General features: G+C 63.3%; 23 protein-coding genes and 1 other RNA gene. 11 read left to right on the top strand and 13 right to left on the bottom strand.

The window, feature by feature from the left end:
- Positions 1–79: 79 nt before the first annotated feature.
- Both NKJ26_RS25535 and NKJ26_RS25530 read right to left on the bottom strand, forming a co-directional pair.
- A complete protein-coding gene (locus NKJ26_RS25535; RefSeq protein WP_352697973.1) occupies positions 80–598 on the bottom strand; it encodes a dihydrofolate reductase in 519 nt (172 codons plus the stop codon).
- Positions 598–1,614: a DUF4424 domain-containing protein gene (locus NKJ26_RS25530; protein ID WP_352697971.1), complete on the bottom strand. Its 1,017-nt coding sequence runs from the start codon at positions 1,612–1,614 to the stop codon at positions 598–600. The genes NKJ26_RS25535 and NKJ26_RS25530 overlap by 1 nt, the downstream gene beginning before the upstream one ends.
- Positions 1,615–1,847: 233 nt before the next feature.
- Between NKJ26_RS25530 and cobF the strand changes: the two genes are divergently transcribed.
- Positions 1,848–2,612 (top strand): precorrin-6A synthase (deacetylating), encoded by a 765-nt coding sequence (gene cobF / locus NKJ26_RS25525; protein WP_352697969.1) that lies wholly within the window; start codon positions 1,848–1,850, stop codon positions 2,610–2,612.
- Between the two features lie 181 nt (positions 2,613–2,793).
- Here cobF and NKJ26_RS25520 read toward each other — a convergent pair whose 3' ends face one another.
- The 6 genes from NKJ26_RS25520 to NKJ26_RS25495 form a co-directional block, all read right to left on the bottom strand.
- Positions 2,794–3,135 carry a winged helix-turn-helix domain-containing protein gene (locus NKJ26_RS25520; protein ID WP_352597828.1) on the bottom strand — a complete coding sequence of 114 codons (342 nt, stop codon included), beginning with the start codon at positions 3,133–3,135 and terminating at the stop codon, positions 2,794–2,796.
- A gap of 80 nt (positions 3,136–3,215) precedes the next feature.
- The gene (gene modC, locus NKJ26_RS25515; protein WP_352697967.1) at positions 3,216–4,328 is read right to left on the bottom strand and encodes a molybdenum ABC transporter ATP-binding protein; all 1,113 of its coding nucleotides are present in this window, start codon (positions 4,326–4,328) and stop codon (positions 3,216–3,218) included.
- The gene (gene modB / locus NKJ26_RS25510) at positions 4,325–5,029 is read right to left on the bottom strand and encodes a molybdate ABC transporter permease subunit (RefSeq protein WP_352697965.1); all 705 of its coding nucleotides are present in this window, start codon (positions 5,027–5,029) and stop codon (positions 4,325–4,327) included. Before modB ends, modC begins: the two co-directional genes overlap by 4 nt.
- A gap of 13 nt (positions 5,030–5,042) precedes the next feature.
- Positions 5,043–5,837: a molybdate ABC transporter substrate-binding protein gene (gene modA, locus NKJ26_RS25505; protein ID WP_352697963.1), complete on the bottom strand. Its 795-nt coding sequence runs from the start codon at positions 5,835–5,837 to the stop codon at positions 5,043–5,045.
- A 374-nt stretch (positions 5,838–6,211) separates the two neighbouring features.
- A complete protein-coding gene (locus NKJ26_RS25500; protein ID WP_352597822.1) occupies positions 6,212–7,006 on the bottom strand; it encodes a thymidylate synthase in 795 nt (264 codons plus the stop codon).
- 339 nt (positions 7,007–7,345) lie between these two features.
- Positions 7,346–7,657 (bottom strand): DUF2853 family protein, encoded by a 312-nt coding sequence (locus tag NKJ26_RS25495; RefSeq protein ID WP_352697961.1) that lies wholly within the window; start codon positions 7,655–7,657, stop codon positions 7,346–7,348.
- Between the two features lie 165 nt (positions 7,658–7,822).
- On the opposite strand from NKJ26_RS25495, the gene ssrA reads away from it, so the two are divergent.
- Positions 7,823–8,181: a transfer-messenger RNA gene (gene ssrA / locus NKJ26_RS25490) on the top strand.
- Between the two features lie 198 nt (positions 8,182–8,379).
- On the opposite strand, the gene NKJ26_RS25485 is transcribed toward ssrA, so the two are convergent.
- Positions 8,380–9,585, bottom strand: a complete 1,206-nt coding sequence (locus tag NKJ26_RS25485) for a multidrug effflux MFS transporter (protein ID WP_352697959.1) — start codon at positions 9,583–9,585, stop codon at positions 8,380–8,382.
- A 165-nt stretch (positions 9,586–9,750) separates the two neighbouring features.
- On the opposite strand from NKJ26_RS25485, the gene NKJ26_RS25480 reads away from it, so the two are divergent.
- The 4 genes from NKJ26_RS25480 to NKJ26_RS25465 all read left to right on the top strand — a co-directional run bounded on the left by NKJ26_RS25480 (position 9,751) and on the right by NKJ26_RS25465 (position 11,550).
- On the top strand, positions 9,751–10,440 hold the full coding sequence (locus NKJ26_RS25480; protein WP_352697957.1) for a TetR/AcrR family transcriptional regulator: 690 nt from the start codon (positions 9,751–9,753) through the stop codon (positions 10,438–10,440).
- 140 nt (positions 10,441–10,580) lie between these two features.
- On the top strand, positions 10,581–11,111 hold the full coding sequence (locus tag NKJ26_RS25475) for an SspB family protein (protein WP_027025901.1): 531 nt from the start codon (positions 10,581–10,583) through the stop codon (positions 11,109–11,111).
- Positions 11,112–11,123: 12 nt separating this feature from the next.
- A complete protein-coding gene (locus NKJ26_RS25470) occupies positions 11,124–11,321 on the top strand; it encodes a DUF4169 family protein (protein ID WP_352697955.1) in 198 nt (65 codons plus the stop codon).
- A gap of 10 nt (positions 11,322–11,331) precedes the next feature.
- Positions 11,332–11,550, top strand: a complete 219-nt coding sequence (locus tag NKJ26_RS25465) for a ribbon-helix-helix domain-containing protein (protein ID WP_352697953.1) — start codon at positions 11,332–11,334, stop codon at positions 11,548–11,550.
- Here NKJ26_RS25465 and NKJ26_RS25460 read toward each other — a convergent pair.
- Positions 11,547–13,349: a chloride channel protein gene (locus NKJ26_RS25460; RefSeq protein WP_352697951.1), complete on the bottom strand. Its 1,803-nt coding sequence runs from the start codon at positions 13,347–13,349 to the stop codon at positions 11,547–11,549. The genes NKJ26_RS25465 and NKJ26_RS25460 overlap by 4 nt on opposite strands.
- 155 nt (positions 13,350–13,504) lie before the next feature.
- Here NKJ26_RS25460 and NKJ26_RS25455 point away from each other — a divergent pair, with 155 nt between their 5' ends.
- From NKJ26_RS25455 to NKJ26_RS25445, 3 genes are all read left to right on the top strand, one after another.
- Positions 13,505–13,942 carry a MarR family winged helix-turn-helix transcriptional regulator gene (locus NKJ26_RS25455; RefSeq protein WP_352697949.1) on the top strand — a complete coding sequence of 146 codons (438 nt, stop codon included), beginning with the start codon at positions 13,505–13,507 and terminating at the stop codon, positions 13,940–13,942.
- 124 nt (positions 13,943–14,066) lie between these two features.
- Positions 14,067–14,372 (top strand): hypothetical protein, encoded by a 306-nt coding sequence (locus NKJ26_RS25450; RefSeq protein WP_352597808.1) that lies wholly within the window; start codon positions 14,067–14,069, stop codon positions 14,370–14,372.
- A gap of 32 nt (positions 14,373–14,404) precedes the next feature.
- Positions 14,405–15,292 carry a sigma-70 family RNA polymerase sigma factor gene (locus tag NKJ26_RS25445; protein WP_352697947.1) on the top strand — a complete coding sequence of 296 codons (888 nt, stop codon included), beginning with the start codon at positions 14,405–14,407 and terminating at the stop codon, positions 15,290–15,292.
- Positions 15,293–15,332: 40 nt separating this feature from the next.
- On the opposite strand, the gene NKJ26_RS25440 is transcribed toward NKJ26_RS25445, so the two are convergent.
- The 3 genes from NKJ26_RS25440 to NKJ26_RS25430 all read right to left on the bottom strand — a co-directional run bounded on the left by NKJ26_RS25440 (position 15,333) and on the right by NKJ26_RS25430 (position 21,469).
- A complete protein-coding gene (locus NKJ26_RS25440; protein ID WP_352697945.1) occupies positions 15,333–19,331 on the bottom strand; it encodes an AsmA family protein in 3,999 nt (1,332 codons plus the stop codon).
- Between the two features lie 226 nt (positions 19,332–19,557).
- Complete coding sequence (locus NKJ26_RS25435; RefSeq protein WP_352697943.1) at positions 19,558–19,926, bottom strand: avidin/streptavidin family protein; 369 nt, start codon at positions 19,924–19,926, stop codon at positions 19,558–19,560.
- Between the two features lie 130 nt (positions 19,927–20,056).
- Positions 20,057–21,469 carry an FAD-binding oxidoreductase gene (locus NKJ26_RS25430; RefSeq protein ID WP_352697941.1) on the bottom strand — a complete coding sequence of 471 codons (1,413 nt, stop codon included), beginning with the start codon at positions 21,467–21,469 and terminating at the stop codon, positions 20,057–20,059.
- Between the two features lie 105 nt (positions 21,470–21,574).
- Between NKJ26_RS25430 and NKJ26_RS25425 the strand changes: the two genes are divergently transcribed.
- Entirely contained in the window at positions 21,575–22,060 is a 486-nt protein-coding gene (locus NKJ26_RS25425; RefSeq protein WP_352697939.1) for a thioesterase family protein, read from the top strand.
- Positions 22,061–22,205: 145 nt separating this feature from the next.
- Positions 22,206–22,403 carry a hypothetical protein gene (locus NKJ26_RS25420; protein WP_015317249.1) on the top strand — a complete coding sequence of 66 codons (198 nt, stop codon included), beginning with the start codon at positions 22,206–22,208 and terminating at the stop codon, positions 22,401–22,403.
- Positions 22,404–22,416 lie beyond the last annotated feature (13 nt).

Genomic DNA, 22,416 nt, shown 5'->3' with positions numbered 1-22,416 from the left:
GGACGCCACGGGGCGCTTTCAACGCGATGCCCTGCCGACACGATCCGATTTTGGACCGGTCGCGACCCTTTGTCGTCCTTCAATGCACGTCGCGGCGGCGCTCGTAAACCGTATAGCGCGTCGCGTGGCTGTCCTTTTCCCCGGCCGGGACCTCCTGCGAGCTCACGATGCGCCATGAATCAGGGTCGATCGGCGGAAAAAGCGCGTCGCCGTCGACCGTGGCCAACACATGGGTGACGTGCAGCCGGTCGGCCAGCGGCAGCGCCTGGGCATAGATCTCGCCGCCACCGATGACGCAGACCTCTTCCACGCCGGCCATGCAGCGCCCGCGCACCGTCGCCAACTGGATCGCGGCTTCCAGCGTATGCGCCACCTCGACGCCCTCGGCATGCCAGGCCCTGTCGCGGGTGACGACGATGTTCAACCTGCCCGGCAGCGGCCGGCCTATGCCTTCATAGGTCTTGCGGCCCATGATGATGGGCTTGCCCATCGTGTCGGCCTTGAAACGCTTGAGATCGGAGGACAGCCGCCAGGGCAGCCCGCCATCCCGCCCGATGACGCCGTTCCGGGCGATGGCAACGTAGATCGCAACGTCCATCAGCCGCCGTTCCCACCACTGCTGTCCGAAGGATTGAGGATCAGGATGTCGATGTCGCGCTCAGGATAGAAATCGTCCGCCCTCATCTCGAAACTCGTCGGCCCGACCTTTTTGACATTGTCGCCGCAGAAGGAGACCAGGGCTTTCGGATTGCCCTTGTCGACCGTCAGCTTGAACTTGCCGATGCTGCCCGCCGCCCAGTTGCCGCCGGTGGTCAGGATATAGGCGATCCGGCTTTCATAATATCCGGGGTAGCCGTCGGGATTGTCCTTCGCCGCCTTGCGCACCGCGTTTTCGAACGTCTCGTCCATGCAGTACCGGGTCTTATAGGCGGCGTACTGGCCCTGGAACTTTCCGTCATAGAAGAAACTGACGGAGGACGTGCCGCCGACGCTCGGCTTGTAGCGGTGCGAGACATGAACGTCCTTGTTGGCCGAAAAGGTTGAGCGCCACCAATAGGTCGAACGCAATTGCCAGAACGGCGCATAGGTGGATTTCATGCCGCTGCCGTCGTCGACCGTATCCTCGATGATGATGCCGCGGTTGACCCAATCGTCGGCCACCGCTTGCGGCAGCTTCGCCAGCGCCGCCTTGGCCGCGTCGCCGAACGGGTTGAACGGCACGTTCTGGACCTTCAGGTCGGCGCCGATATCGATGCCGAGCGCGAACACCTTCTGCTCGAGCTGTGGCTTTGTCGCGACCCCGTCGATGGTCACCTCGAAACCGAGAAAATTGTCGCTCTGGTTTTCGGGGATCGCCGGCATCTCCTCGGGATCGCCCGAGATGTCGGGCATGGGGAAGGCGACGATCGCCTCGACATCCTTGTCGGTGTTGTTGTGGAAGACGTAGTCGACCGTCACCTTTTCCGGCGAGATGAAGAGGTCCTCGCTCTGCATCGCCACGGCATCGCTGCGCGACAGGATCAAGCCGCCGGTGCCGAGTTCGGCAACCGAGTCATTGGCAAGGGCTGGTGTTGCGCACAGCGCGAGCGCGGCGGTCAAGACGTATCGGAACATAGAAGGCCCTCCTCGGCGAGGATATCGGCATGACCCTAGAGCAATTCCAGGAAAAGTGTGAAACGGTTTTCCGTCCGGAATTGCGTAAAAACATGAAGATGGAGCGGTTCGGCGTTTCGTTGAAACGGTGAACCGCTCTAGCGGTTTCGACGCGGCGTTTCAAAGCCCTTCCGCGTCCTGGACGTGCCACAGCGTCTGGACTAACAGGCTCCGATCGGGCAGGAGTTCGCTCCATGCGCAAGTTCCTCGTCATCGGCATCGGCGCCGGCAATCCCGACCACATGACCGTCCAGGCGATAGACGGCCTGAACCGCGCCGATGTGCTGTTCATCCCCGACAAGGGAGCGAACAAGAACGACCTTGCCGAACTGCGGCGCGGTATATGCGACCGCTTCGTCACCAACCCGAAGTCGCGGCGCGTCGAATTCGACGTGCCGGTGCGCGCCGAGCCGGCGCCAAGCTACCGCTCGACCGTCGACGACTGGCACGAAGCGATCGCCGCCATCTACGAAGGCCTGATCCGCGACGAGATTGCCGAAGACGGCTGCGGCGCCTTCCTGATCTGGGGCGATCCGTCGCTCTACGACAGCGCGCTGCGCATCCTCGAGCGCGTGCGCCTGAGAGGCAACGTCGCGTTCGGCCTCGAGGTCATCCCCGGCATTACCGCGATCCAGGCACTTGCCGCCAGCCATGCAACGGCGCTGAACCGCATCGGCGATTCCATCCTGATCACCACCGGCCGCCGCCTGACCGATGAAGGCATGCCGCAAAATGCCGGCAGCGCCGTCGTCATGCTCGACGGTAAATGCGCCTTCAACACGCTCGCCGACCGGGACCTTTTCATCCAATGGGGTGCCTATCTCGGCACGCCGGACGAAATCATCGTTTCCGGCCGCCTCGGTGACGTCGGCGCCGAGATCGAAAAAATCCGCGAGGAAGCCCGCCGGAAAAAGGGCTGGATCATGGACACGTATATGCTGCGGAAGGCGGGGGAGTAGGAATTAGGCAGTAGGGGAGTAGGGGAGTAGGGCAGGCCAACTCGGGAGTATCGAAATTTTTTCGTGTGCTTTCTTGTGTTTCGGCTCCCGATGTCTCCTCCACTTACTGCCTTACTGCCTTACTGCCTTACTGCCTTACTGCCTTACTGCCCTACTGCCTAATTCCCTACTGCCTAATTCCCTACCCCGCCTCAATCTCCGCCTGCAATGCCGCCATATGGGTCGCCGCCGCGGCAGCCGCCGCGCGCTCGATGGCGCGGAAGCGGCTGACCACCGCCAGGCCGACGGCCGTCAGTTGCGCGCCGCCGCCCTTGCGGCCACCGGTCTGCGCCGCGACCAGCGGCTTGCCGAATACCCGGTTCATATCCTCGACCAGGTCCCAGGCATGCTTATAGGACATCTCCATGCCGCGCGCGGCGGCCGAGATCGAGCCGAAAGCGGCGATCTGCTCCAGGAGTTCGATCTTGCCCGGTCCGATCCGCCCGTCGGGATCGAGGTTTATCCGCAAACTCAGCGACGGCATGTTGCTCCTCCGCGACTACACCCGATCCCACACTATAAGCTGTTCAGCGATATCGCTATTCCAAAAAAACATAGCGGTAGTCATCCGTCCGCTTCGACCGGCAAGCCGGCCCCGGTATTCGCCCGGTCGAAGCTCACCGTCTTGATCACGGCGAAGACCTGTCCGCCAAGCCGCAGCGCCAGCGCATGCCGCGATTGTTCGGTGATCCGGGCCAACACGGTTGCGCCGTTGCAGTCGATGCCGACCTCGACCGTCGGCCCCTCGCCCGGGCTGATCGCGACGATCGTGCCGAGCAGGATGTTGAGCGCGCTGAGGCCCACCGGCCGTTCGGTGGCGATCATGACGTCGCGCGCGCGGATGCGAATGCGGACTGGCGCTCCCACCATCAAAGCCAGCCGCGGCACTCGGATCTCACCGGCGGCCGAGGCAAGCACGGTCATGCCGAAGGCTTCGTCGTGACGCAGCACCTTGGTGTCCAGCACCGCACCGCCCTCGCCGCGCTCTTCAGCCGGCAACAGGTCGAGCCTTTGCATCACCGCCTCGGTCGGGCCGCTGGCGAGGACCTTGCCCTGCGCCAGCATCACCACGTCGCTGGCCAGCCGCGCCACCTCGGCAACCGAATGGCTGACATAGACGATCGGGATCTTCGTCTCGTCGCGCAGCCGCTCGATGTAGGGCAGGATTTCGGCCTTGCGCGCCTCGTCGAGCGAGGCCAGCGGTTCGTCCATCAACAGCAATCTCGGGCTCGCCAGCAGCGCCCGGCCGATCGCCACGCGCTGCTTTTCGCCGCCCGAGAGCTTTGCCGGCCGCCTGTCCATGAGCGGCCCCATGCCAAGCAGATCGACGACGGAATCCAGGTCCGCGTATCGCTCCGCTGCCGGTGTGAACCAGCGGCCATAGCGCAGATTGCCGCCCACGCTCATATGCGGAAACAGCCGCGCATCCTGGAATACCATGCCGATCCGCCGCTTGTGCTTCGGCACGAAAATGCCAGCGCGGGTGTCGACCAGCACGCGACCGTCGACTTCGATGCGGCCCTTATCCGGCCGGATCAGCCCGGCAATCACGTTGATCAGGGTGCTCTTGCCGGAGCCCGAAGGTCCGAACAGCGCCGTCAGCCGCCCGGCGCTTTCGAAGCTGGCGTCGGTCGCGAACGCACCCAGCCGATGGTTGATATCGACGAGGACCGTCATTCGATGTCCATCCGCCGGCCGACGCGACGCGCCAACACCTCCGAGGCAACCAGTGCCGCCATCGAGATGACGATCGAGATCAGTGTCAGCCGGAGCGCGCCTTCGTCGCCGCCCGGCACTTGCGTGAAAGTGTAGATCGCCGACGGCAGCGTCTGCGTCTCGCCCGGAATGTTGGAAACGAAGGTGATGGTGGCACCGAACTCGCCCATCGCCTTGGCGAAGGACAGGATGGCGCCGGCGATCAGCCCGGGCAGGATCAGCGGCAGCGTGATAGTGGCGAAAACCCACCAAGGATTGGCGCCGAGCGTTCCCGCTGCCGCCTCCATCCTGCGGTCGACCGCCTCGATCGACAGCCTGACCGCCCGCACCATCAAGGGGAAACCCATGACGCCGCAGGCCAGAGCCGCACCTGTCCATCGAAACGAGAAGACGATGCCGAAATGCTCGGCCAGGAAGGCGCCGGCCGGACCGCGCCTGCCGAAGGCGAGCAGCAGCAGATAGCCGGTCACGACAGGCGGCAGGACAAGCGGCAGATGCACCAGCCCGTTGAGCAAGGTCTTGCCCCAGAACTGGCCCCGGGCAAGCAGCAGCGCGATCAATATGCCCGGCGGCAGGCTGGCCACCATCGCCACGCTTGCCACCTTGATCGACAGCCGGACCGCATTCCATTCGTCGGGAGTGAGGTCCAGCAGCCAGTCCATGCTGTTTCGTACCTCAGTTGCTCGGCGTGAGTACGGTAAAACCCTGCTCCTTGAACAGCGCGCTGGCCTTGGCGGACCGCAGGCACTTCAGGAAGGCCAGCGTATTCTTGTCCTTCGAATCGGCGGTCTGGGCAACCGGATAGATGATCGGCGGGTGCGAATCCTCCGGGAATGTACCGACCACCTTGACGCCCTTCTCGGCATGCGCGTCGGTGGCATAGACGATGCCAAGACCCGCTTCACCCGTCGAAACCAGCTTCAGTGCCGCACGAACATTCTCGGCCTGCGCCACCTTGCCCTCGACCGAGGACCAGACGCCGAGCGATTCCAGCGCCGCCTTGCCGTACTTGCCGGCCGGCACCGCCTTGACGTCACCCATGGCGAGCTTGCCGTCGCCGATCAGCCTGGCAAGGTCGAAACGCTTTTCGATCTTGGTTTCCACCGTCGAATCCTTTGGCGCCACCAGCACGATCTCGTTGCCGAGCAGCTTCACTTCGGTATCGGGCCTCGTCAGCTTCTTGTCGGAGAGATATTTCATCCAGTCGAGGTCGGCCGAGATGAAGACGTCGGCCGGGGCCCCACCCTCGATCTGCTTGGCCAGCGCCGAACTCGCGGCATAGGAGATCGTCGCCGCATCGCCGACATCGGCCGCGCAGGCTTTGTTGACGGCGTCGAGCGCGTCCTTGAGGCTTGCCGCGGCAAAAACCACAACCTTGTCTTCGGCATGTGCGGCCGGCACGGCCGCCATCAGCATCGCCGCAAAACCGCCAATGGCAATCGCCCTCAATCCGAAACCGTCGCGCGTCATCGAAAATTCTCCCTAGGTTCAAACCCAATCGGCTGTGGCTCGCCAACCGATATATCCGCATGAATATAACAAGGGAAGGCCCGACGCTCTTGGAAAGAGCCCGTGCGACATGGATTGCTCTGAAGACAGGCACCACAAACCTCGAAACGACGAGGCCGTGGCCGATCTCAAGCTCGAAAAGCGCAAGCAGGTCTACGCCGCGGTCAGGCATCGGATGTGACGGTCGGGGTCGATTGAGGCCCGCGGCTCCAAGAGCAATTCCAGAAAAGTGTGAAACGGTTTTCCCGGGAAAAGCGCGCAGCGCTTTCCCTTGGGAATTGCGTAAAAACAAAGAGATAGAGCGGTTCGGTGTTTCCGTGAAACGGTGAACCGCTCTAGACGGCGATCGGCGCCTTGATCGATGCATCGGCGACGTAGTTTTCGAGCCGGAAATCCTCGAAGCGGAAGGCGAACAGATCCTTCACCTCCGGATTGATCCACATCGTCGGCAGCGCCCTCGGCGTACGCCGCAACTGTTCGCGCGCCTGCTCGAAATGGTTCGAGTAGAGATGCGCGTCGCCCAGCGTGTGGACGAAATCGCCAGGCTTTAGCCCGGTCACCTGCGCCACCATCAGCGTCAGCAGCGCATAGGAGGCGATGTTGAACGGCACGCCGAGAAAGATGTCGGCGGAACGCTGGTAAAGCTGGCAGGAAAGCCGCCCTTCCGAAACATAGAACTGGAACAGGCAGTGGCAGGGCGGCAGCGCCATCGCTTCCACCTCGGCCGGGTTCCACGCCGAAACGATCAGCCGCCGCGATTGAGGATTGCGGCGTATCTCCTTCAGAAGGTTGGCAATCTGGTCGATCGAGCCGCCATGGCCGTCTGGCCACGAGCGCCACTGCTTGCCATAGACCGGGCCGAGGTCGCCATTCTCATCGGCCCATTCATCCCAGATCGAAACGCCATGGTCGGTCAGGTATTTGATGTTGGTGTCGCCGGCCAGGAACCACAGCAACTCATGGATAATCGACTTCAGGTGCAGTTTCTTGGTGGTGGTGACCGGAAAGCCGCGCGCCAGATCGAACCGCATCTGGTAACCGAAGACGGAGCGGGTACCGGTACCGGTGCGGTCGCCACGGTCGGCGCCGTTTTCCAGCACATGCTGCAAGAGGTCGAGATACTGGCGCATCGGTTCCGCTCGATTCGGTTGTCCGGCCATCATAACCGACAGACAGGCTGCCGAACACAACAAAGCGGCGCTTGCCCTATTTCACATGCCTGCGTTTGCGCTGCCCCTCACCTGCCTCCCGGCATCCTCTCCCCGTATAGAGACGGGGAGAGGGGCGCTGTCATCGATGGTTTCGCCAATCGTCCACGTTGCAGGAGAGGCAGCGCGATCGCGGCCAGCCTCTTTCTCCCCGTCACTATACGGGGAGAAATGCCCGGCAGGGCAATGAGGGGCGGCGCCGACTCCGGCAAGTTAAAAATCAAACCGCCTGCTGCCAGCCTTGCAAATCGCAGCACCCCTTCAGAGAGACGCGAGCTTGCCCAGATCCTTTGCGACGAGATAGTAGAAAGTCACCCGGTTCTTGGTGTTGTCCGCGGTCATCGCCTTGCAGGTCTTCTCGATCGCGGCGTCGGCCTTCTGTGCGTCGGCAACGCCGAGCTTCTTGGCGACCCAGTTCTCCTTGACGCGCTCCAATTCCTTCGGATCCGTGCAGGATACCAGGGAGGAATCGCGATTCCTCAGCGCGATGCCGAGATGCTTGACGATTTTCTCGACCACGTTGGCATCGGCGCCAGCGTCGTATTTCTTCACATCCGCAAGATAGTCGGCCATAAAAATCCCCTCGTCGGCGCCACGGATCGATCGATGAGGGCTGTGGCGCGCTCCGCAACTCGTGCGCTCGTTCGGTAACTCCTCACCGTGACAAAGCTTCGGTTGAGACCGCGTGCAAGTCAACCCTCGGCGTCGCGATTTGACACAGGGACAAAGTGCCAAGGTGGCCTTTCATTTCATGCGGTGGCCCCCTATATTCGCTTTGTCGGCTTGACCGACTATGGCGATAAATGGGCGATGAAATAAGCCGTTCGGACCCGGGGGCGGTACCCGGCGCCTCCACCAAAAGCCGCTGTTGGACAGAGCGGTTTTTGCTGGGGGCGAAATAGGATCGACGAAGGTGTAAAGATCGTACTTTTGCCCGGCATTGTACCACCGTTATCGGGCTAAACTTGTAGTTGCCAACGACAACTATGCGGAAGCACGTCTCGCTGCTTAATGCAGTGCGATAGCTTCAAATCAAGCCCTAGGGGTTCGCACTTCTAGGCGGGGTTCGGAGGTACCTGGCAACAGAAACCTCCACTTCTCCCCCTTTCAATGCACACGCATCGGCCGCGCTGGCAGACTTTGCACGACCCAACTTCGCACGACCCATGGGCCGCGGAGCCGCCGCGTGCTTCTTTCCCATGGTCGAGGCGCGGCTGCGCTTCGTGCTGGCCGAGGCGGGACTGACATGAAAAAGGCGGGGTCGAACCCGGCCTTTTTCATGTGTTCGTGGCCGCTTACTCCGCTGGCGCCTCGACGGCTTCGCGCGAGCGGCCGAGCGTTATCTTGGCCAGCGTGAACGAAATCACCGCGCAGAGCGTGATGCCGGCGACCATCGGCAATGGCGTGCCGTCGAAGAACACCCCGGCGACGCCCATGGCGACCGCACCGATGGCGAAATGCAGCGTGCCCATCAGCGCCGAGGCCGTGCCGGCGATCTCGCCATGCTCTTCCATGGCCAGCACCGAGGTGGTCGGGATGACCAGGCCGAGGAAGCCGTAGCCGACGAACAACAGTGCCGCCATCACGTCGAGCCGGTCGATGCCTGTCGCCATCACCGCGAACAGCACCACCATCGTCGTCGCGTAGCCGGTCACCGCGACACGCACCACGCGCCGCAGGCCGAAGCGCTCGGCCAGCAATCCCGTCAACTGCGACATGCCGATGAAGGCCACCGCATTGATCGAGAAGAACACGCTGTAGACCGAAGGCGACAGCCCGTAATGGCCGATCAGGATGAAGGACGAACTCGACAGATAGACGAAGAAGCTCGCAATACCGAACCCTGCGATCGCCACCAGGCCGAGGAAATTGCGGTCCCCCATCAGGAAGCGATAGCCGGAAAGCGCCGTGCCGAAGGAGGAACCGACACGCTCTTCCGCCGGTCGCGTCTCCTTGAGCGAGGTGGCGAGCAGGATGGTGGCAAGCACCGCCGCGCCCGTCACCGTCCAGAACACGGCGCGCCAGCCGAAATTCTCGATGATCTGGCTGCCGGTCAGCGGCGCCAGGATCGGCGACACCGAAAACACCAGCATCAGCAAGGACATCAGCTTGGCGGCTTCATTGCCGGTGTGCAGGTCGCGCACAATGGCGCGCGGAATGGCCATGCCGGCGCTGGCGCCAAGCCCTTGCAGGAAGCGGAAAGCGATCAGCCACTCGATGCTCGGCGCCAGGGCCGAACCGATGCCGCCGACCATGAACAGCGCAAGACCGCCATAAAGCGGCAGCTTGCGGCCGACCATGTCGGAAATCGGCCCGACGACGATCTGGCCAAAGCCCATCGACAGGAAGAAGATCAACAGGCTCATCTGCACGGCCGCGGTGCTGGCGTTGAGATCGGCGCCGATCGAAGGCAGTGCCGGCAGATACATATCGATGGCGAACGGGCCGATGGCGGACAACAGGCCGAGCACGACCGCGATGCGGAGGAATTTGGGACTCATGATAAGGCTCTTTCGAATTTGGTTGCCGCCGGCCGGCGACATCTGACCCTAGGACGTTTCATCCCAGGAGATTCCGACACGTTTCCGCAGCGAAATCTCTTAATATTGTGTCCAGAAATTTAGACACTCTTGTCTAAATCGTCAATCACCTCTATATAGATTTTCATGAAATCGAGCGTCTCTCCTGACATTTTCCCGCCACGCGGCCACGAGGCCAAGCGGGTGTCGATCGTGGACGCCGCCGCTGGCGTGTTCTGCCGCGAAGGTTTTGCCGGCGCCAATATCGACCTGATCGCAGTCGAGGCCGGCGTCTCGCGCCAGACGGTCTACAACCACCACGGCGACAAGGAAAAACTGTTCATCGCCGTGGTGCGCGATCTTACCGAGCGCTGCAATGCCGGCATCTTCGCCACTATTGCCACCTTTCCCGACCAGCCGAAGGATCTTGAAGCGGATCTGACCGGCTTTGCCGTGCGCATGAATCAGAATTGCATCTGCAACCGCGACGGCAAATTCCTGCGCAAGCTGATCCATACCGAAGGCGAGCGTTATCCCGAACTGTTCGCCGAGTGGCGCGAACAGGGACCGGGCAGGACATGGCCGGCAATCGCCGCCCGCTTCGCCCGCCTCGCCTATGGCGGCTATCTCACGATCGAGAATCCCGACGTGGCGGCACGCCAATTCCTTGGCCTTGCCAATGCCGAGCTGCAGACCACCTTCATGCTCGGCGGCACGCCGAGCGAGGAGGAGGTAGTGCAATCCGCGAGGAATGGTGTGCGTACCTTCCTTCGCGCCTTCGGCAAGCGCCGGTCCGCGGCCCTGGTGGAAAAGCAGAGCGCCCTGGCTGGCGCCTGACAATCACAGCCGCGGCGGAGCAGCCCACCGATCAAATCGTCGGCAATAAGTCCTCGCTTCGGCGCGGCTATGGTCTATATGCGGTTTACGCCGCGCTCAAGCTTGATTACAGCTATGCGGACGATTCAACGGAACCCGACATGGCCGACGACCACATACGCTACGACATTCTGGCCCAGGAGGCGTTGCGCGGCGTCATGCGCAAGGTTCTGGCCGAGGTCGCGCGCACCGGCCTCCCCGGCAACCATCATTTCTTCATCACCTTCCTGACCGGCGCACCGGGCGTGCGGGTGTCGTCGCGGCTGCGCGAGCGGTATCCCGAGCAGATGACCATCGTCATTCAGTTCCAATATTGGGACCTCAAGGTGACCGACACCGGCTTCGAGGTCGGCCTTTCCTTCTCCGACGTGCCGGAGAAACTCGAAATCCCGTTCTCGGCCGTGCGCGGCTTCTATGATCCGTCGGTCAATTTCGAACTCGAGTTCGACGTCAAGACCGACGACGCGGCGGCCGAGGAGCCGACCGCCCCCGAGCCGCTGGCGGTCGTTTCGGAGAAAAAGCCGAAAGCCGAAAAGAAGGCCGCCGCCGAAGCCGAGAAGAAGCCTGCCCCGGCCGATGCGTCCGCCAAGGGCGCCGAAGTCGTTTCGCTCGACGCCTTCCGCAAGAAATAAGCTCCCGAGCCAATGGCCGACATCGTCAATCTTCGCCATGTCCGCAAGCAGAAGGCAAGGCTGGAGAAGGAACACACGGCCGACCAGAACCGCGCCTTGCATGGCCGCACCCGGGCCGAAAAAGAGCGCGACCGCATGACGGCCGACAGAAGCGAAAGATTCGTCGCCGGACACCGCCGCGAGCCATCCGGCGGCGACAGCGAGCAATGACGGTGCCGGCGTGAGCGCCGTCGAAAAGCGTTCGGTGACGATCCGCGGCCACCGCACCAGCTATTCCCTCGAAAAGCCCTTCTACGACGACCTCGTCGCGATCGCCGCAGCGCGGCAATTGACGCTCGCCGCGCTCGTCGCCGAAGTCGATGAGACGCGGCCCCGCGACACCAATCTGTCCTCGGCGCTCAGGCTCTATGTCCTGGAGCGGGCGAAGCGCGGCGGCTAGACACCGTCGACCACGTCTTCCTTTTTCCTGCGTCCGGCGCCGAAACCCAGCAAAGTCGAGCGATCGCGCTCCTCGGCCTGCTTCCTTGACCGTACGCGCATCAAATCCTTCCAGCCGACATAACCGACCAGTTGCTGGCTTTCGCGGGTGACGACCGGCAGATGCGACACGTTGGCGGTCAACAGCTTGTCCGACAGGCCTTCCAGATACTCATCCGGATAGGCGAGCGTCACCTTGCTTCCGGCAAGCAAGTCGCCGAGCGTCGTCGTCCTGTGCTTGCCGGCGCGTCTCCAGCGCAGGATCGCCGGCGGATCGATGAGGCCGAGCACATGTCCGTTCTCGTCGACCACCGGAAAGCTCGGATGCCGCGTTTCCGGGGCGGTCAGGAACGCGGCCGCGCCATGCAGCGTCATTGCCGCCGGCACGCTCTCGACCTGCGAGGTCATCACCTCGCGCACCCTGGTCAGGGCGAAAGGATCGACGCGATACTCGCGAACCAGATGATGTCCCCTTCTGGCGATCTTCTCGGTCAGGATCGAACGCTTCATCAGGAGCACGGTGACCGCATGCGCCGCCGCGCAGGCGGCGATCAGCGGCACCAGCATATGCGTGTTGCCGGTCAGTTCGACGGCGAAGAAGGTCGCCGTCAGCGGCGCGCGCATCGTGCCGCCCATGGTGGCGGCCATCGCCAGCAGCGCCCAGAAGCCTGGATCCGCCTCCGGCAGGAAACCGGAAAGCACCGCTCCCATTGCCCCGCCCATGATCAACAGCGGCGCGAGCACGCCGCCCGATGTTCCCGAACCGAGCGCAACCGACCAGATAATGCCCTTCACCACAAGCAGCATGAGCGCCGCGGTGGCGACCATGCGGCCGTCCAGCATCTCGGCGATATTGTCGTAGCCGACGCCGAGCGCCTGCGGTTCGATCAGCCCGCCGATGCCGACCACCAGGCCGCCGAGCATCGGCCACCACATCCAGTGAATCGGCAGCTTCTGGAAACCGTCCTCGCAGGCATAGACCATCTGCGTCAGCAGCCCCGACAACAGGCCTGCCGCGACACCGATCGCGATCCAGCCGGCAAGGCCGACAAAGGAAATCTCCATGCCGCCCTGAAACGGAAAGATCGGCCCGGGCAGATGCAGCATGGTGCGCTCGACCTCGGCAATGATCGCCGCGACCGCGACGGGAATGAAGCTGCGTGGTGTCCATTCGAAAAGCAGCAATTCGACGGCCAGCATGATGGCGGCGATCGGCGTTCCGAACACGGTGGTCATGCCGGCCGCCGCTCCCGCCACCAGCAGCGTCTTGCGTTCATTGTCGCTGACCGGCAGCATCTGCGCGATCAGCGAGCCGATCGCGCCTCCGGTCATGATGATCGGGCCCTCGGCGCCGAACGGTCCGCCGGAACCGATCGAGATCGCCGACGACAGCGGCTTCAGGATCGCAACCTTGGCGTCGAGTTTCGAACGCCCGAGCAGGATCGCCTCGATGGCCTCGGGAATACCGTGGCCGCGGATCTTCTCGCTGCCGAAACGCGCCATCAGGCCGATGATCAGTGCGCCGATCACCGGGACGATGACGGCGGCATAGCCGAGCGGCGTATCCTCAAGCTTCAGGTCGGCGAGCGAGAATTGGCCAAAATAGGCGATGTTGGTGGCAAGCCGGATCAGTTTCAAAAGCACGATGCCGGCAAACAGCCCCGCTGTCGCCACCACCACGGCTATCGCCGCCACAAGCAACACCCTGGCGTCGGTGGTGAAATCCCTGAGGTGGCCGGGATTGGGCTGATGCGTCTTCATGGTGGATTTGCTTCCTGGCGGCGGCCGTATCTGATCCGCGGCAGGGCCAACGCGACCGACCGGGACTGTCGGTTGGCTATGTATCGTAACACGATATAAATATTCAAGCCGGTTCTGTTCGAAATCCGTTTGAGCTTTCGCCGGAAAACAAACAAATGTCTGATATGACGCAGCCGCAAAAATCACGCCCCGCCATCAGCCAAGCCGATTACCAGCGTCTCTCCGAGTTTCGCTACCTGATCCGCCGCTTTATCGAATTCAGCCAGGTGCAGGCCGAAGACGCCGGCCTGACGCCGCGCCAGCACCAGGCGCTGCTGGCGATCAAGGGGTTTCCGGGCGGCCGACCGGTCACGGTCGGCGATCTGGCCGAGCGCCTGCGCATCCGCCACCACAGCGCCGTCGAACTGGTCAATCGCCTTTGCGAGGCAGGGCTGGTCGCAAGGGATCAGGACAAGGACGATCATCGGCGCGTGCTGCTGCGGCTGACCGAGCGCGCCGACGATCGCCTGGCCGAGTTGTCGGCCGCCCATCTTGACGAACTGTCCCGCATCGAACCCATGCTGAGGCGCCTGCTCGATCGGGGCGCCAAGTGACTGCCGGCGTCCTGGCGCGGACAACGCCGGTTATTTTCGCCGACGTCGAATCCTTTGGCCTCGCCGCGACGTCTTGGAGATGAGCGCCTGCGGAACGCAAGGCGGCCAAAAAGGATAGGATGCGATGAAACACCACCTGATACGCTACAAGACCAAACCGGAACGGGCCGACGAGAACGAGCGCCTGGTCAAGGCCGTGTTCCAGGAACTGCGCGACAAATCGCCGGAAGGCGTCCGCTACATGACATGGCGGTCCAGCGACGGTACGTTCGTCCACATGGTCGAGATGGAAACCGAGGGCCATGCCGGCATCATTCCCGGGCTTGCCGCATTTGAGGCCTTTCAGGACGGCATCCGGGATCGCTGCATCGACCCGCCGCATCGCGACGTAATGACCATGGTCGGCCATTACCGGATGCAGGCCGAGTAGTTGCGGGTGCAACGACGTCACGGGGAAGGCGTATGAACATAACCGTTCCTGGCGACCAGAGCGCGCTCTTTGACAGGCTGTTCGGGGAATTGCGGCCCAAGCTGCACCGCTATTGCGCCCGCATGACGGGCTCGGTCGTCGATGGCGAGGATGTCTTGCAGGAGGCGATGGCCAAGGCGTTCGAGGCGTTGCCGGATGCCGGCCCGATCACCAATCCGGAAGGCTGGCTGTTCCGCATCGCGCACAATGCGGCGCTCGATTTCCTGCGCCGGCGCACCCGTGAAAAGGCATTTTCCGACGAGGAGCTGGATATGATCGTCGACCCGGCAAATCCCGCCATCGACCGTCAGGCGGCCGCGGCCGGCCTGCATACATTCATGCGCCTTCCCGTCGCCCAGCGAAGCAGCGTCATCATGATGGATGTCCTGGGCTATTCGCTGCTGGAGATCAGCGCCATGCTGGGGACCAGCATCCCGGCGATCAAGGCGGCGCTGCATCGCGGCCGCGGCCGCCTGCGCGAGCTTGCCGACGAACCTGACGACCGCCCGCTTCCCCGGCTGAGCACATCCGAACGTGCGCTGCTCGACGTCTATATCGATCGCTTCAACGCCCGCGATTTCGATGCGGTGCGCGACATGCTGGCCGATGAAGTGCGGCTGGAGCTGGTGGCCAAGGCGCGGCTCAACGGACGCAAGGAAGTCAGCACCTACTTTTACAATTATTCACGGGTCCAGGATTGGTGTTTCGTGCCCGGGTTTGTCGAGGACAGACCGGCGGTTCTCGTCCGCGATGGCGACGATCCGACGGCACCTCCGGCCTATTTCATCCTGCTGGCCTGGCAGGATGGTAGGCTTGCAGCCATCCGCGATTTTCGCCACGCCCGCTACGTCGCCGACAGCGCCAAAATGTCCGTTCTTTGAATGGTTACCCCTGCGGATTGAGCGATGGGAGCTCTACTCCCTACTCCAACGATTTCAGCAGATTGTCGATCGTGAAGGGATTGGCCTTTGGCTTGGCCGGAGGCGGATTGTCGTTGGCTGGCGGCGTCCGCTCGGGCTTCGGCGCCTGTTCCGCGGCCTTGCGTTCAGCCTCGAGCCTCGCCTTTTCCTGCGTGGCGATGCCAACCCCCTCTTCCGTTTTCCGCCGCTCCTGTTCGGCCTCGGCCTTGGCCGCTTCGTCGGCAGCCTGTCGTTCGGCCGCGGCCTTCGCTTCGGCTTCGGCTTGTGCCCTCGCCTCGGCATCCGCCTTGGCTCTCGCTTCCGCATCGGCTTTCGCCTTTGCATCGGCTTCAGCCTGGGCCTGGGCGTCCGCCTCGGCTTTGGCCTTGGCGTCGGCCTCTGCTTTCAACCGCGCCGCCTCCTCTTGTTGGCGCTTCTCCTCGGCCGCCTTTTCACGCGCGTCCTGCAGCGCCGCGTAGTAGCGCACCTCACGCCGCAGCCGCTGCTTTTCGAGCAACGCGGCCTGCATCGCTTCGACGCGCTGCTGCTCCTTTTCCAGCGCGCGCTGGGTCAGGAACTGCGCCAGCGGCTCGCTGTCGAACTGCCGTTTCACGCCGCCGAACGGTCCCTCGGCGGTAAAATTCACGACCGGGTCGGAGCCGACCAGCGCTTCGTCGCCGGGCCGATAGGTGATTGCTCCCTTGGCGGAAACCATGGCTGTGTTGAGATCGGCCGTGATGTCGGCGGACAAGGTCGCCGCCGGAGTTTCGAGGCTGATCGGCGGCGCCCGCAGCGTGCCGCCGGCAATCGTGAAGGCGATGTCGGCATCCCCGGCGGCAAAACTTCCATCGCCAGCGATCTCAGGTGCAAAGCCGGCGGTCTTGGCCGCGTCGATGTCGCGGCCGATCGCATCGGCCTTGGCCAGGAACGCGCTGAACGCATTGGGATTGACGCCGGCAATCTGCAAACCCTTGAGCGTCGCCGTGCCGGAGCCGGACAGTGCGGCTACCATGGCGTCGACCGACTTGCCGCTGGTCGACAGCGCCGCCGAGAAGTCGCCCTTGCCGCCGATGCCGGCATCCGGCAGCACGTTGGCCAGATCGGCACCCGCCAGTTTCATCTGGCCTGTGAACAATCCGGTGCCTTCATTGTTCTTCAGTTCGAATAGGCCGGTCAGCGCCCCGCCGAGGAACTTTGCCTTGAGGTCCGAAACGCGGACGCTTTCCTGGTCGAGCTTCAGTGAAAAGGCGGCGTCATAGGCTGCGGCGAACGGCCCGGCGGCAAGTGCGGCTGTCGTCAGGTCGAGATCGGCTGTGAACGGCAGGCTGGATTTCTGGCTGAACGGAGCCGATGGCCAGACGCCATTCCTGTCGTTGCCGCTCTTGTCGGCTCCACTCTTGTCAGCCCCACTCTTGTCAGCAAGACCACTCTTGTCGGCAAGAAAAGCGGAATCGCCGAACAGGGCCACGGCCATCGGATCGAGGTCGATTTCGTCAAGCGCCAGCGCGCCGGCCAGGTGTGGCACGCCGTCCTTGGCGTCGACATTGACGTCGCCGGACACCGCCGCTTCGTTGATGGCGCCACTTAGATTGCCCAGCACCAGCAGCCCGTTGCCGTAATCTCCTTGTGCCGTCAGCGACGTCGACATGCCCGCCCCCATGCCTGGCAGCCCGATGCCTGATGTCATCAGCCAGGGCTCGATGTCGGCGGCATCGAGGTTGATCTTGCCTTTGGCGGTGGGCCCTTGCGGCGTATCCGCAACGGTTCCTTCGAAGCCGGCCCTGAAATCATTGCCGGTGAGATTGAAAGTCGTCGCCAGGCCGCCGCCAAGCGTGCCCTTGGCCTGGATATCCGTGGTAGCTTCTCCCAGCATGCCAAGCGGCAGCGCCGGCAGGCCGTAGAGGGCCAGCAGCGCGGTAGCGTCAGGGTTCCTGGCGTTGAAGGTCAGCGTCGCCGGCGCTTCGAGAAGCTTGTCCGCCGCTCCGTTCCCCGACAGAGAGGCCGAAAAGGATGATCCGCCGGCTTTGCCTTGCGCGCTCACCGCCAAGCCCGTGGTGGAGTCGCCATTGTCGGCGGCACTTGCCACGACGTCGATGCGCGCATCCTGGAACAGGTCGGGATAGGCTGCGGCACGGCTCGCCAGCCCCTCCAGCACTGCATTGTCGGGATAGTGCTGCGCGGCGACGTCGATCAGCGGCTTGAGATCGACAGCAACCACGGAAGCGTCGAGCTTGCCGGTCGGGCTCGCCGGGAAATCCTTGATCCGGCCGGTGGCGCTGATCGAGGCGCCGGCCAGGCCGCCCAGCGACAGCCGGTCGATCTCGAGCAGCCCTTCGCGCAGCCTGAGCGCCGTGTCGACCGTGTCGGCGGTCAAACCGCCGGCGCTGACCGGGCCGGCCTTGATCTGGAAATCGAGGTCGCGGTCGGCGAAGCGGTTGGCGCCCTTGTCGCTGACGAAGATCGAGGCGAAGGCCGCCAGCCCGTCGACGTCGAGTTCGCCGCCCTCGAGCCGCATCAGCACCGACGGCCTGGCATTATCAGGCCGGCTGGAATCGATGCGGCCGGAGAACTTCGCCTTGCCCAGGATCAGTTCGAGGTCGCTGAAGGCCTGGCGCTTTTCCGTGAGATCGACCTTGGCCTTGAAGCCTGCGGCCGGCAGACGGCGGATCGCCTCGTCGACATCCTTCGACAGCCAGGCGGCAAAGCCGGAGGGTTGCGCCACCGCCAGCAAGAGCGAGCCGGTGAAGCCGAAATGGTCCTCGACGCTGAGCATGCCGTCGGCTTCCAGCTTGGCGCGGCCGGGCAAGGTTGCCGCCAGCGATTTCACCGACCAGCCGCCATCGACCGGCTCGGCCGAAAGATGCACGTCGCGTACCGTGGTATCGCCGGCCACCACCGCCGGCAGCTTGACCTCCACGGTGCCGGGGATGGTCGGCTTCGGAAGCCCGAGCAGCGCCTGCTCCAACCCGGCGATGCGCTGATCCAGCGTCAGGCCGGCGCCTGCTTCACCTGTCACCGCTTCGTCGAATTGCACCTGCGCGCCATTGGCCTCGATGGCGAAGCTCGGCTTCTGTCCGAGATCCACCGAAGCCTTGCCTTCGGCGGTGTAGGGATTGTCCAGCGGTCCGGTCTCGAAACGGAATTCGTCGACGCCGAGCTTCTGGTGGTCGAGCGAAAACTTGCCGTTCAGCCGAAAGCCCGGATCGGGCTTGCCGGCGCTGACCTTCACCGTCTTGCCATCGGTGCCGCGCAGTTCGGCGCTGTCCCTGTCGGCGGAGTCCTTGTCTGAATTCGAAATCTTGAACTGGCCGGAATAGACGGCGGCACCGTTGACGATGCCGGCATTACCGTCGGTCTCGATGATGAGCGGATAGGCGTCGGGATCGGCCCTCAGCCGAAGCCGCATCTGCCCGTTGCCTTCGGTCTTGCCGGTGGAGGCGGCGACCGTGGTGCGCAACCCATCCAACCGCAGCGTGCCGTCCAGCCGCCACGGCCCCGCCAGCGACTTGGCCGAAATGGTCGAGTTGATCTCCGACATGAAATGGCTGCGCCCGCCGGCGGCATGGCGCAGTTCGATCTGCCCTTCCGTCACCGTCAGCTTCTCGATCGAGATCTGGGCGGGATCGAAGGGCGAGGACGGCCGCATCGCCCAGTCGACGGTGCCGTCATTGGCGATGTCGATCGTCGCTTTCGGCCGCACCAGCCGCATGTCGAAGATCAGCACTTCGCCGCGCAGGAAGGGCGCCAGCTCGGCATCCATCGAAAACGTCTCGACGGTCATGGCCGGCTGGCCGTCGGGACCGCCGCTAACGGCGACGTTGGAGAAGGTCACCGACGGAAACGGCAGAAGCCGCGCCGTGGCGTCGCCCTGCACCGTCACCTTGCGGCCGAGGATGGCGCTGGCCTCGCGCTCGAAATCGGCGCGATAGCCGGTCCAGTCGACAAAGTACGGCACCACCAGCGCCGCGCACAGCACCAGCACGAAAAAGCCACCGAAAATCACGAACAGGCGTGCGAGCATCAGCTCCGAATGGGTTTGATGAAATTCAGCCGCACTCTACCCGCATCCGCGTGTCGATAAAGAGGCAATTCATCCAGTGTTGCGCGATGTCGGACGATCTGAAGCAAATCCTGGAAAGTGGAGATTCTTGGGTGTCGGGCAGAACTGGGACCGCGTGCCGCTCGACGCGCAGAACGTCGGCTCCGACCGCGAATGACCGAGCGGCCGCGTGCGAGGCAAAATCGGACTAGCTTCTTTGAAAAGTGTCCGCGTTGGTCGACATCGAGCGCCACCAATTCAGTTTTTCGATTTTCGCAGGCTGGCCCTCGCCGCTAGCCTTTATCGCTGCATCCGAGACGACAAACCACAACGTCTCCATTTTTCCCTCCCGAAGGAGACCGGTGTAAGAAACGATTGCATCGCCAGCCGCCGTTTTCCCACCGCCGGCAAAACTGATGCAGTCGCCGCGGTGGACGCCCAGAATCGGAATTTCCTGGCCATGGAAACCGCTGTCCGTCAGCGCGGTCCGAAACGATCCCGATATCCGGTTTTCCGCATCGTCGGTGATTTCGACGATGGACCCGTATTGATTCTTCCAGACGCCTTTCCAGTTCATGGGCGGCCGCTCCGCTTTGACGACATCCGTTGGTTGCCGCAACGTGAAAGCCGAGACTCGGTTCCGAAGGTGGCGGGCAGCTGCCGAGCTCGGCTCGAGCCGCCTGGGAAACTTGCGTCGGAGGACTGGCCTAGTCCCTCGGCAATATCTTGCCCGGGTTCATGATATCAAGCGGATCGAGCGCCTGCTTGATGGTGCGCATGATATCGACGCCATGGCCTAGCTCGTGGCGTAAAAAGCCGATCTTGCCTTGGCCGATGCCATGCTCGCCGGTGCAGGTGCCATCCATGGCGATCGCCCGCATGTTGAGCCGCGCGACGAATTTCTCCGACAGCGCGATCTCCTTCGGGTCGTTCACGTCCATCAGCACCAGCACGTGGAAATTGCCATCGCCGGCGTGGCCGACGATCGGCGCAATCAGGCCCATTTCGGCGATATCGGCTTCGGTTTCGGTGACGCATTCGGCAAAGCGCGAGATCGGCACGCAGACATCGGTCGACAGGCCCTTGGCGCCCGGCCGCAGCGTCAGCGACGACCAGTAAGCATCGTGCCTGGCCTTCCATAGCTTTGTCCGTTCCTCGGCGACGCTGGTCCACAGGAACGGCCCGCCGCCATTCTCCTCGGCGATCATCCCGAAAGTCTCGGCCTGTTCGGCAACGCCGGCATCGCTGCCGTGGAACTCGACGAACAGGCACGGGCTCTCCGGATAATCGAGCTTCGAATAGTTCTTCATCGCCCGCATCTGCAAGGCGTTGACCAGTTCGATGCGCGCCACCGGGATGCCCATCTGGATCGTGGCGATGACCGCGTTGCAGGCCGCCTCGACACTGGGAAACGGGCAGACGCCGCCGGAGATCGCCTGCGGAATGCCTTGCAGCTTCAAGGTCAGCGAGGTGATGATGCCGAGCGTGCCTTCCGAGCCGACCAAAAGCCGCGTCAGATCGTAGCCGGCCGAGCTCTTCTTCGCGCGCTTGCCGGTCTTCACCGTCTCGCCGTCGGCCATGACGGCCGTCAGCGACAGCACGTTTTCGCGCATGGTGCCGTAGCGCACCGCATTGGTGCCGGATGCCCGCGTTGCCGCCATCCCGCCGAGCGAAGCATTGGCGCCCGGATCGATCGGAAAGAACAGGCCGGTGTCGCGCAGGTGCCGGTTCAAATCCTCGCGCGTGACGCCGGGTTCGACCGTGCAGTCGAGATCCTGCGGATTGACCGCCAAGATGCGGTTCATGCGCGAGGTATCGACCGATATGCCGCCGCCCGGGGCGTTGGTGTGGCCTTCCAGCGAGGAGCCGACGCCGAAGGCGATCACCGGCACGCGATGCGCGGCGCAGGCGCGCACGATCTCCTGCACCTCGGCTGTTGTCTCGGGAAAGGCGACGCCGTCCGGCGCCTGCGTCGGGATGTAAGTGGTGGTGTGCGCGTGCTGCGAGCGGATAGCCTCGCCGGTCTGGAAGCGCTCGCCCAGCCGCTGCTTGAGGATGCCGAGCACCGCGGCGATGCCTTCCTCGTTGCGTTCAATCAAGTTGAGGTCGCTCAGAGCCATGAAATCCTCCGCGAATGGACCAGCGCCCATCCTTGTCATGCATCTATGGATGATGCCTAGTCTCTGTAGACACGCTCTGTCCAGCGCCAGAACAAGGAAGTTTCGATGTCCATCTCCGCCCCCTTCGTCTCCAAGCCCATGGACATCGAGAAGGACTGGATCGACTACAACGGCCATCTCAACATGGCCTATTACAACGTGCTGTTCGACCGCTGCTCGGACGAGGCCTTCGAGGCGATGGGCATGGGGCTGGATTACGTGAAGAGCCGGCGACTCACCATCTACACCGCCGAAGTCCATGTCTGCTACGTGCAGGAGCTGCATCTGGACCACAAGGTCAGGGTTTCCTTCCAGCTCATCGACCACGACGAGAAGCGGCTGCGGGCCTACCAGGAAATTCGCCATGTCGACGGCTGGCTCGCCGCCACCTCCGAGACCCTGTCCCTGCATGTCGACATGTCCGGGCCGAAGGTGGCGCCCTTCCCGACCGATGTGCTTGCCAAGGTGGAAGCCATGCGCGCCGCGCATTCTGCATTGCCGATGCCGGAACGCGCCGGCCGCTCGATCGGGATTCGCCGCAAGACCGCTTGAAGCCCTCGACCGGCCGCATTAACCTTACCGAGGTTTTAACGGGAACAAGCCAATTGAGCCGTTGAACGACTCAGCGGAGCGGTCGAGAACGATCCGCACAGGGTTGCGATGCGGGCGGCGCGGCGAGCCGGTTCGAGGAACGTGCATGAAAACCGACATCAAGGTCGAGGTGGACAGGCTGGCGGCCGATCCGCGCATATCAGACTATGATTTCTGGCGCTCGCTCAAGAACGTCGACAATGAGATTTTTCATATCGCCAACAACAACGAGCCGATCCCGTTCGACATGATCCGCTGGCGCAGTATCCTCAAGCGCGCCCGCTTGAAGCGTGGTCACGCCTGATCGGCGTGGCAGT

Source organism: Mesorhizobium sp. M0152, assembly GCF_040322415.1.
Lineage (GTDB): Bacteria > Pseudomonadota > Alphaproteobacteria > Rhizobiales > Rhizobiaceae > Mesorhizobium.
This window is presented reverse-complemented; position numbering and strand designations above follow the sequence as displayed.

Bases quoted from the DNA above. Each gene is read 5' to 3' on its own strand.
- NKJ26_RS25535 (WP_352697973.1), bottom strand. From the start codon at position 598: ATGGACGTTGCGATCTACGTTGCCATCGCCCGGAACGGCGTCATCGGG.
- NKJ26_RS25530 (WP_352697971.1), bottom strand. From the start codon at position 1,614: ATGTTCCGATACGTCTTGACCGCCGCGCTCGCGCTGTGCGCAACACCA.
- cobF (WP_352697969.1), top strand. From the start codon at position 1,848: ATGCGCAAGTTCCTCGTCATCGGCATCGGCGCCGGCAATCCCGACCAC.
- NKJ26_RS25520 (WP_352597828.1), bottom strand. From the start codon at position 3,135: ATGCCGTCGCTGAGTTTGCGGATAAACCTCGATCCCGACGGGCGGATC.
- modC (WP_352697967.1), bottom strand. From the start codon at position 4,328: ATGACGGTCCTCGTCGATATCAACCATCGGCTGGGTGCGTTCGCGACC.
- modB (WP_352697965.1), bottom strand. From the start codon at position 5,029: ATGGACTGGCTGCTGGACCTCACTCCCGACGAATGGAATGCGGTCCGG.
- modA (WP_352697963.1), bottom strand. From the start codon at position 5,837: ATGACGCGCGACGGTTTCGGATTGAGGGCGATTGCCATTGGCGGTTTT.
- NKJ26_RS25500 (WP_352597822.1), bottom strand. From the start codon at position 7,006: ATGCGCCAGTATCTCGACCTCTTGCAGCATGTGCTGGAAAACGGCGCC.
- NKJ26_RS25495 (WP_352697961.1), bottom strand. From the start codon at position 7,657: ATGGCCGACTATCTTGCGGATGTGAAGAAATACGACGCTGGCGCCGAT.
- NKJ26_RS25485 (WP_352697959.1), bottom strand. From the start codon at position 9,585: ATGAGTCCCAAATTCCTCCGCATCGCGGTCGTGCTCGGCCTGTTGTCC.
- NKJ26_RS25480 (WP_352697957.1), top strand. From the start codon at position 9,751: ATGAAATCGAGCGTCTCTCCTGACATTTTCCCGCCACGCGGCCACGAG.
- NKJ26_RS25475 (WP_027025901.1), top strand. From the start codon at position 10,581: ATGGCCGACGACCACATACGCTACGACATTCTGGCCCAGGAGGCGTTG.
- NKJ26_RS25470 (WP_352697955.1), top strand. From the start codon at position 11,124: ATGGCCGACATCGTCAATCTTCGCCATGTCCGCAAGCAGAAGGCAAGG.
- NKJ26_RS25460 (WP_352697951.1), bottom strand. From the start codon at position 13,349: ATGAAGACGCATCAGCCCAATCCCGGCCACCTCAGGGATTTCACCACC.
- NKJ26_RS25455 (WP_352697949.1), top strand. From the start codon at position 13,505: ATGTCTGATATGACGCAGCCGCAAAAATCACGCCCCGCCATCAGCCAA.
- NKJ26_RS25450 (WP_352597808.1), top strand. From the start codon at position 14,067: ATGAAACACCACCTGATACGCTACAAGACCAAACCGGAACGGGCCGAC.
- NKJ26_RS25445 (WP_352697947.1), top strand. From the start codon at position 14,405: ATGAACATAACCGTTCCTGGCGACCAGAGCGCGCTCTTTGACAGGCTG.
- NKJ26_RS25440 (WP_352697945.1), bottom strand. From the start codon at position 19,331: ATGCTCGCACGCCTGTTCGTGATTTTCGGTGGCTTTTTCGTGCTGGTG.
- NKJ26_RS25435 (WP_352697943.1), bottom strand. From the start codon at position 19,926: ATGAACTGGAAAGGCGTCTGGAAGAATCAATACGGGTCCATCGTCGAA.
- NKJ26_RS25430 (WP_352697941.1), bottom strand. From the start codon at position 21,469: ATGGCTCTGAGCGACCTCAACTTGATTGAACGCAACGAGGAAGGCATC.
- NKJ26_RS25425 (WP_352697939.1), top strand. From the start codon at position 21,575: ATGTCCATCTCCGCCCCCTTCGTCTCCAAGCCCATGGACATCGAGAAG.
- NKJ26_RS25420 (WP_015317249.1), top strand. From the start codon at position 22,206: ATGAAAACCGACATCAAGGTCGAGGTGGACAGGCTGGCGGCCGATCCG.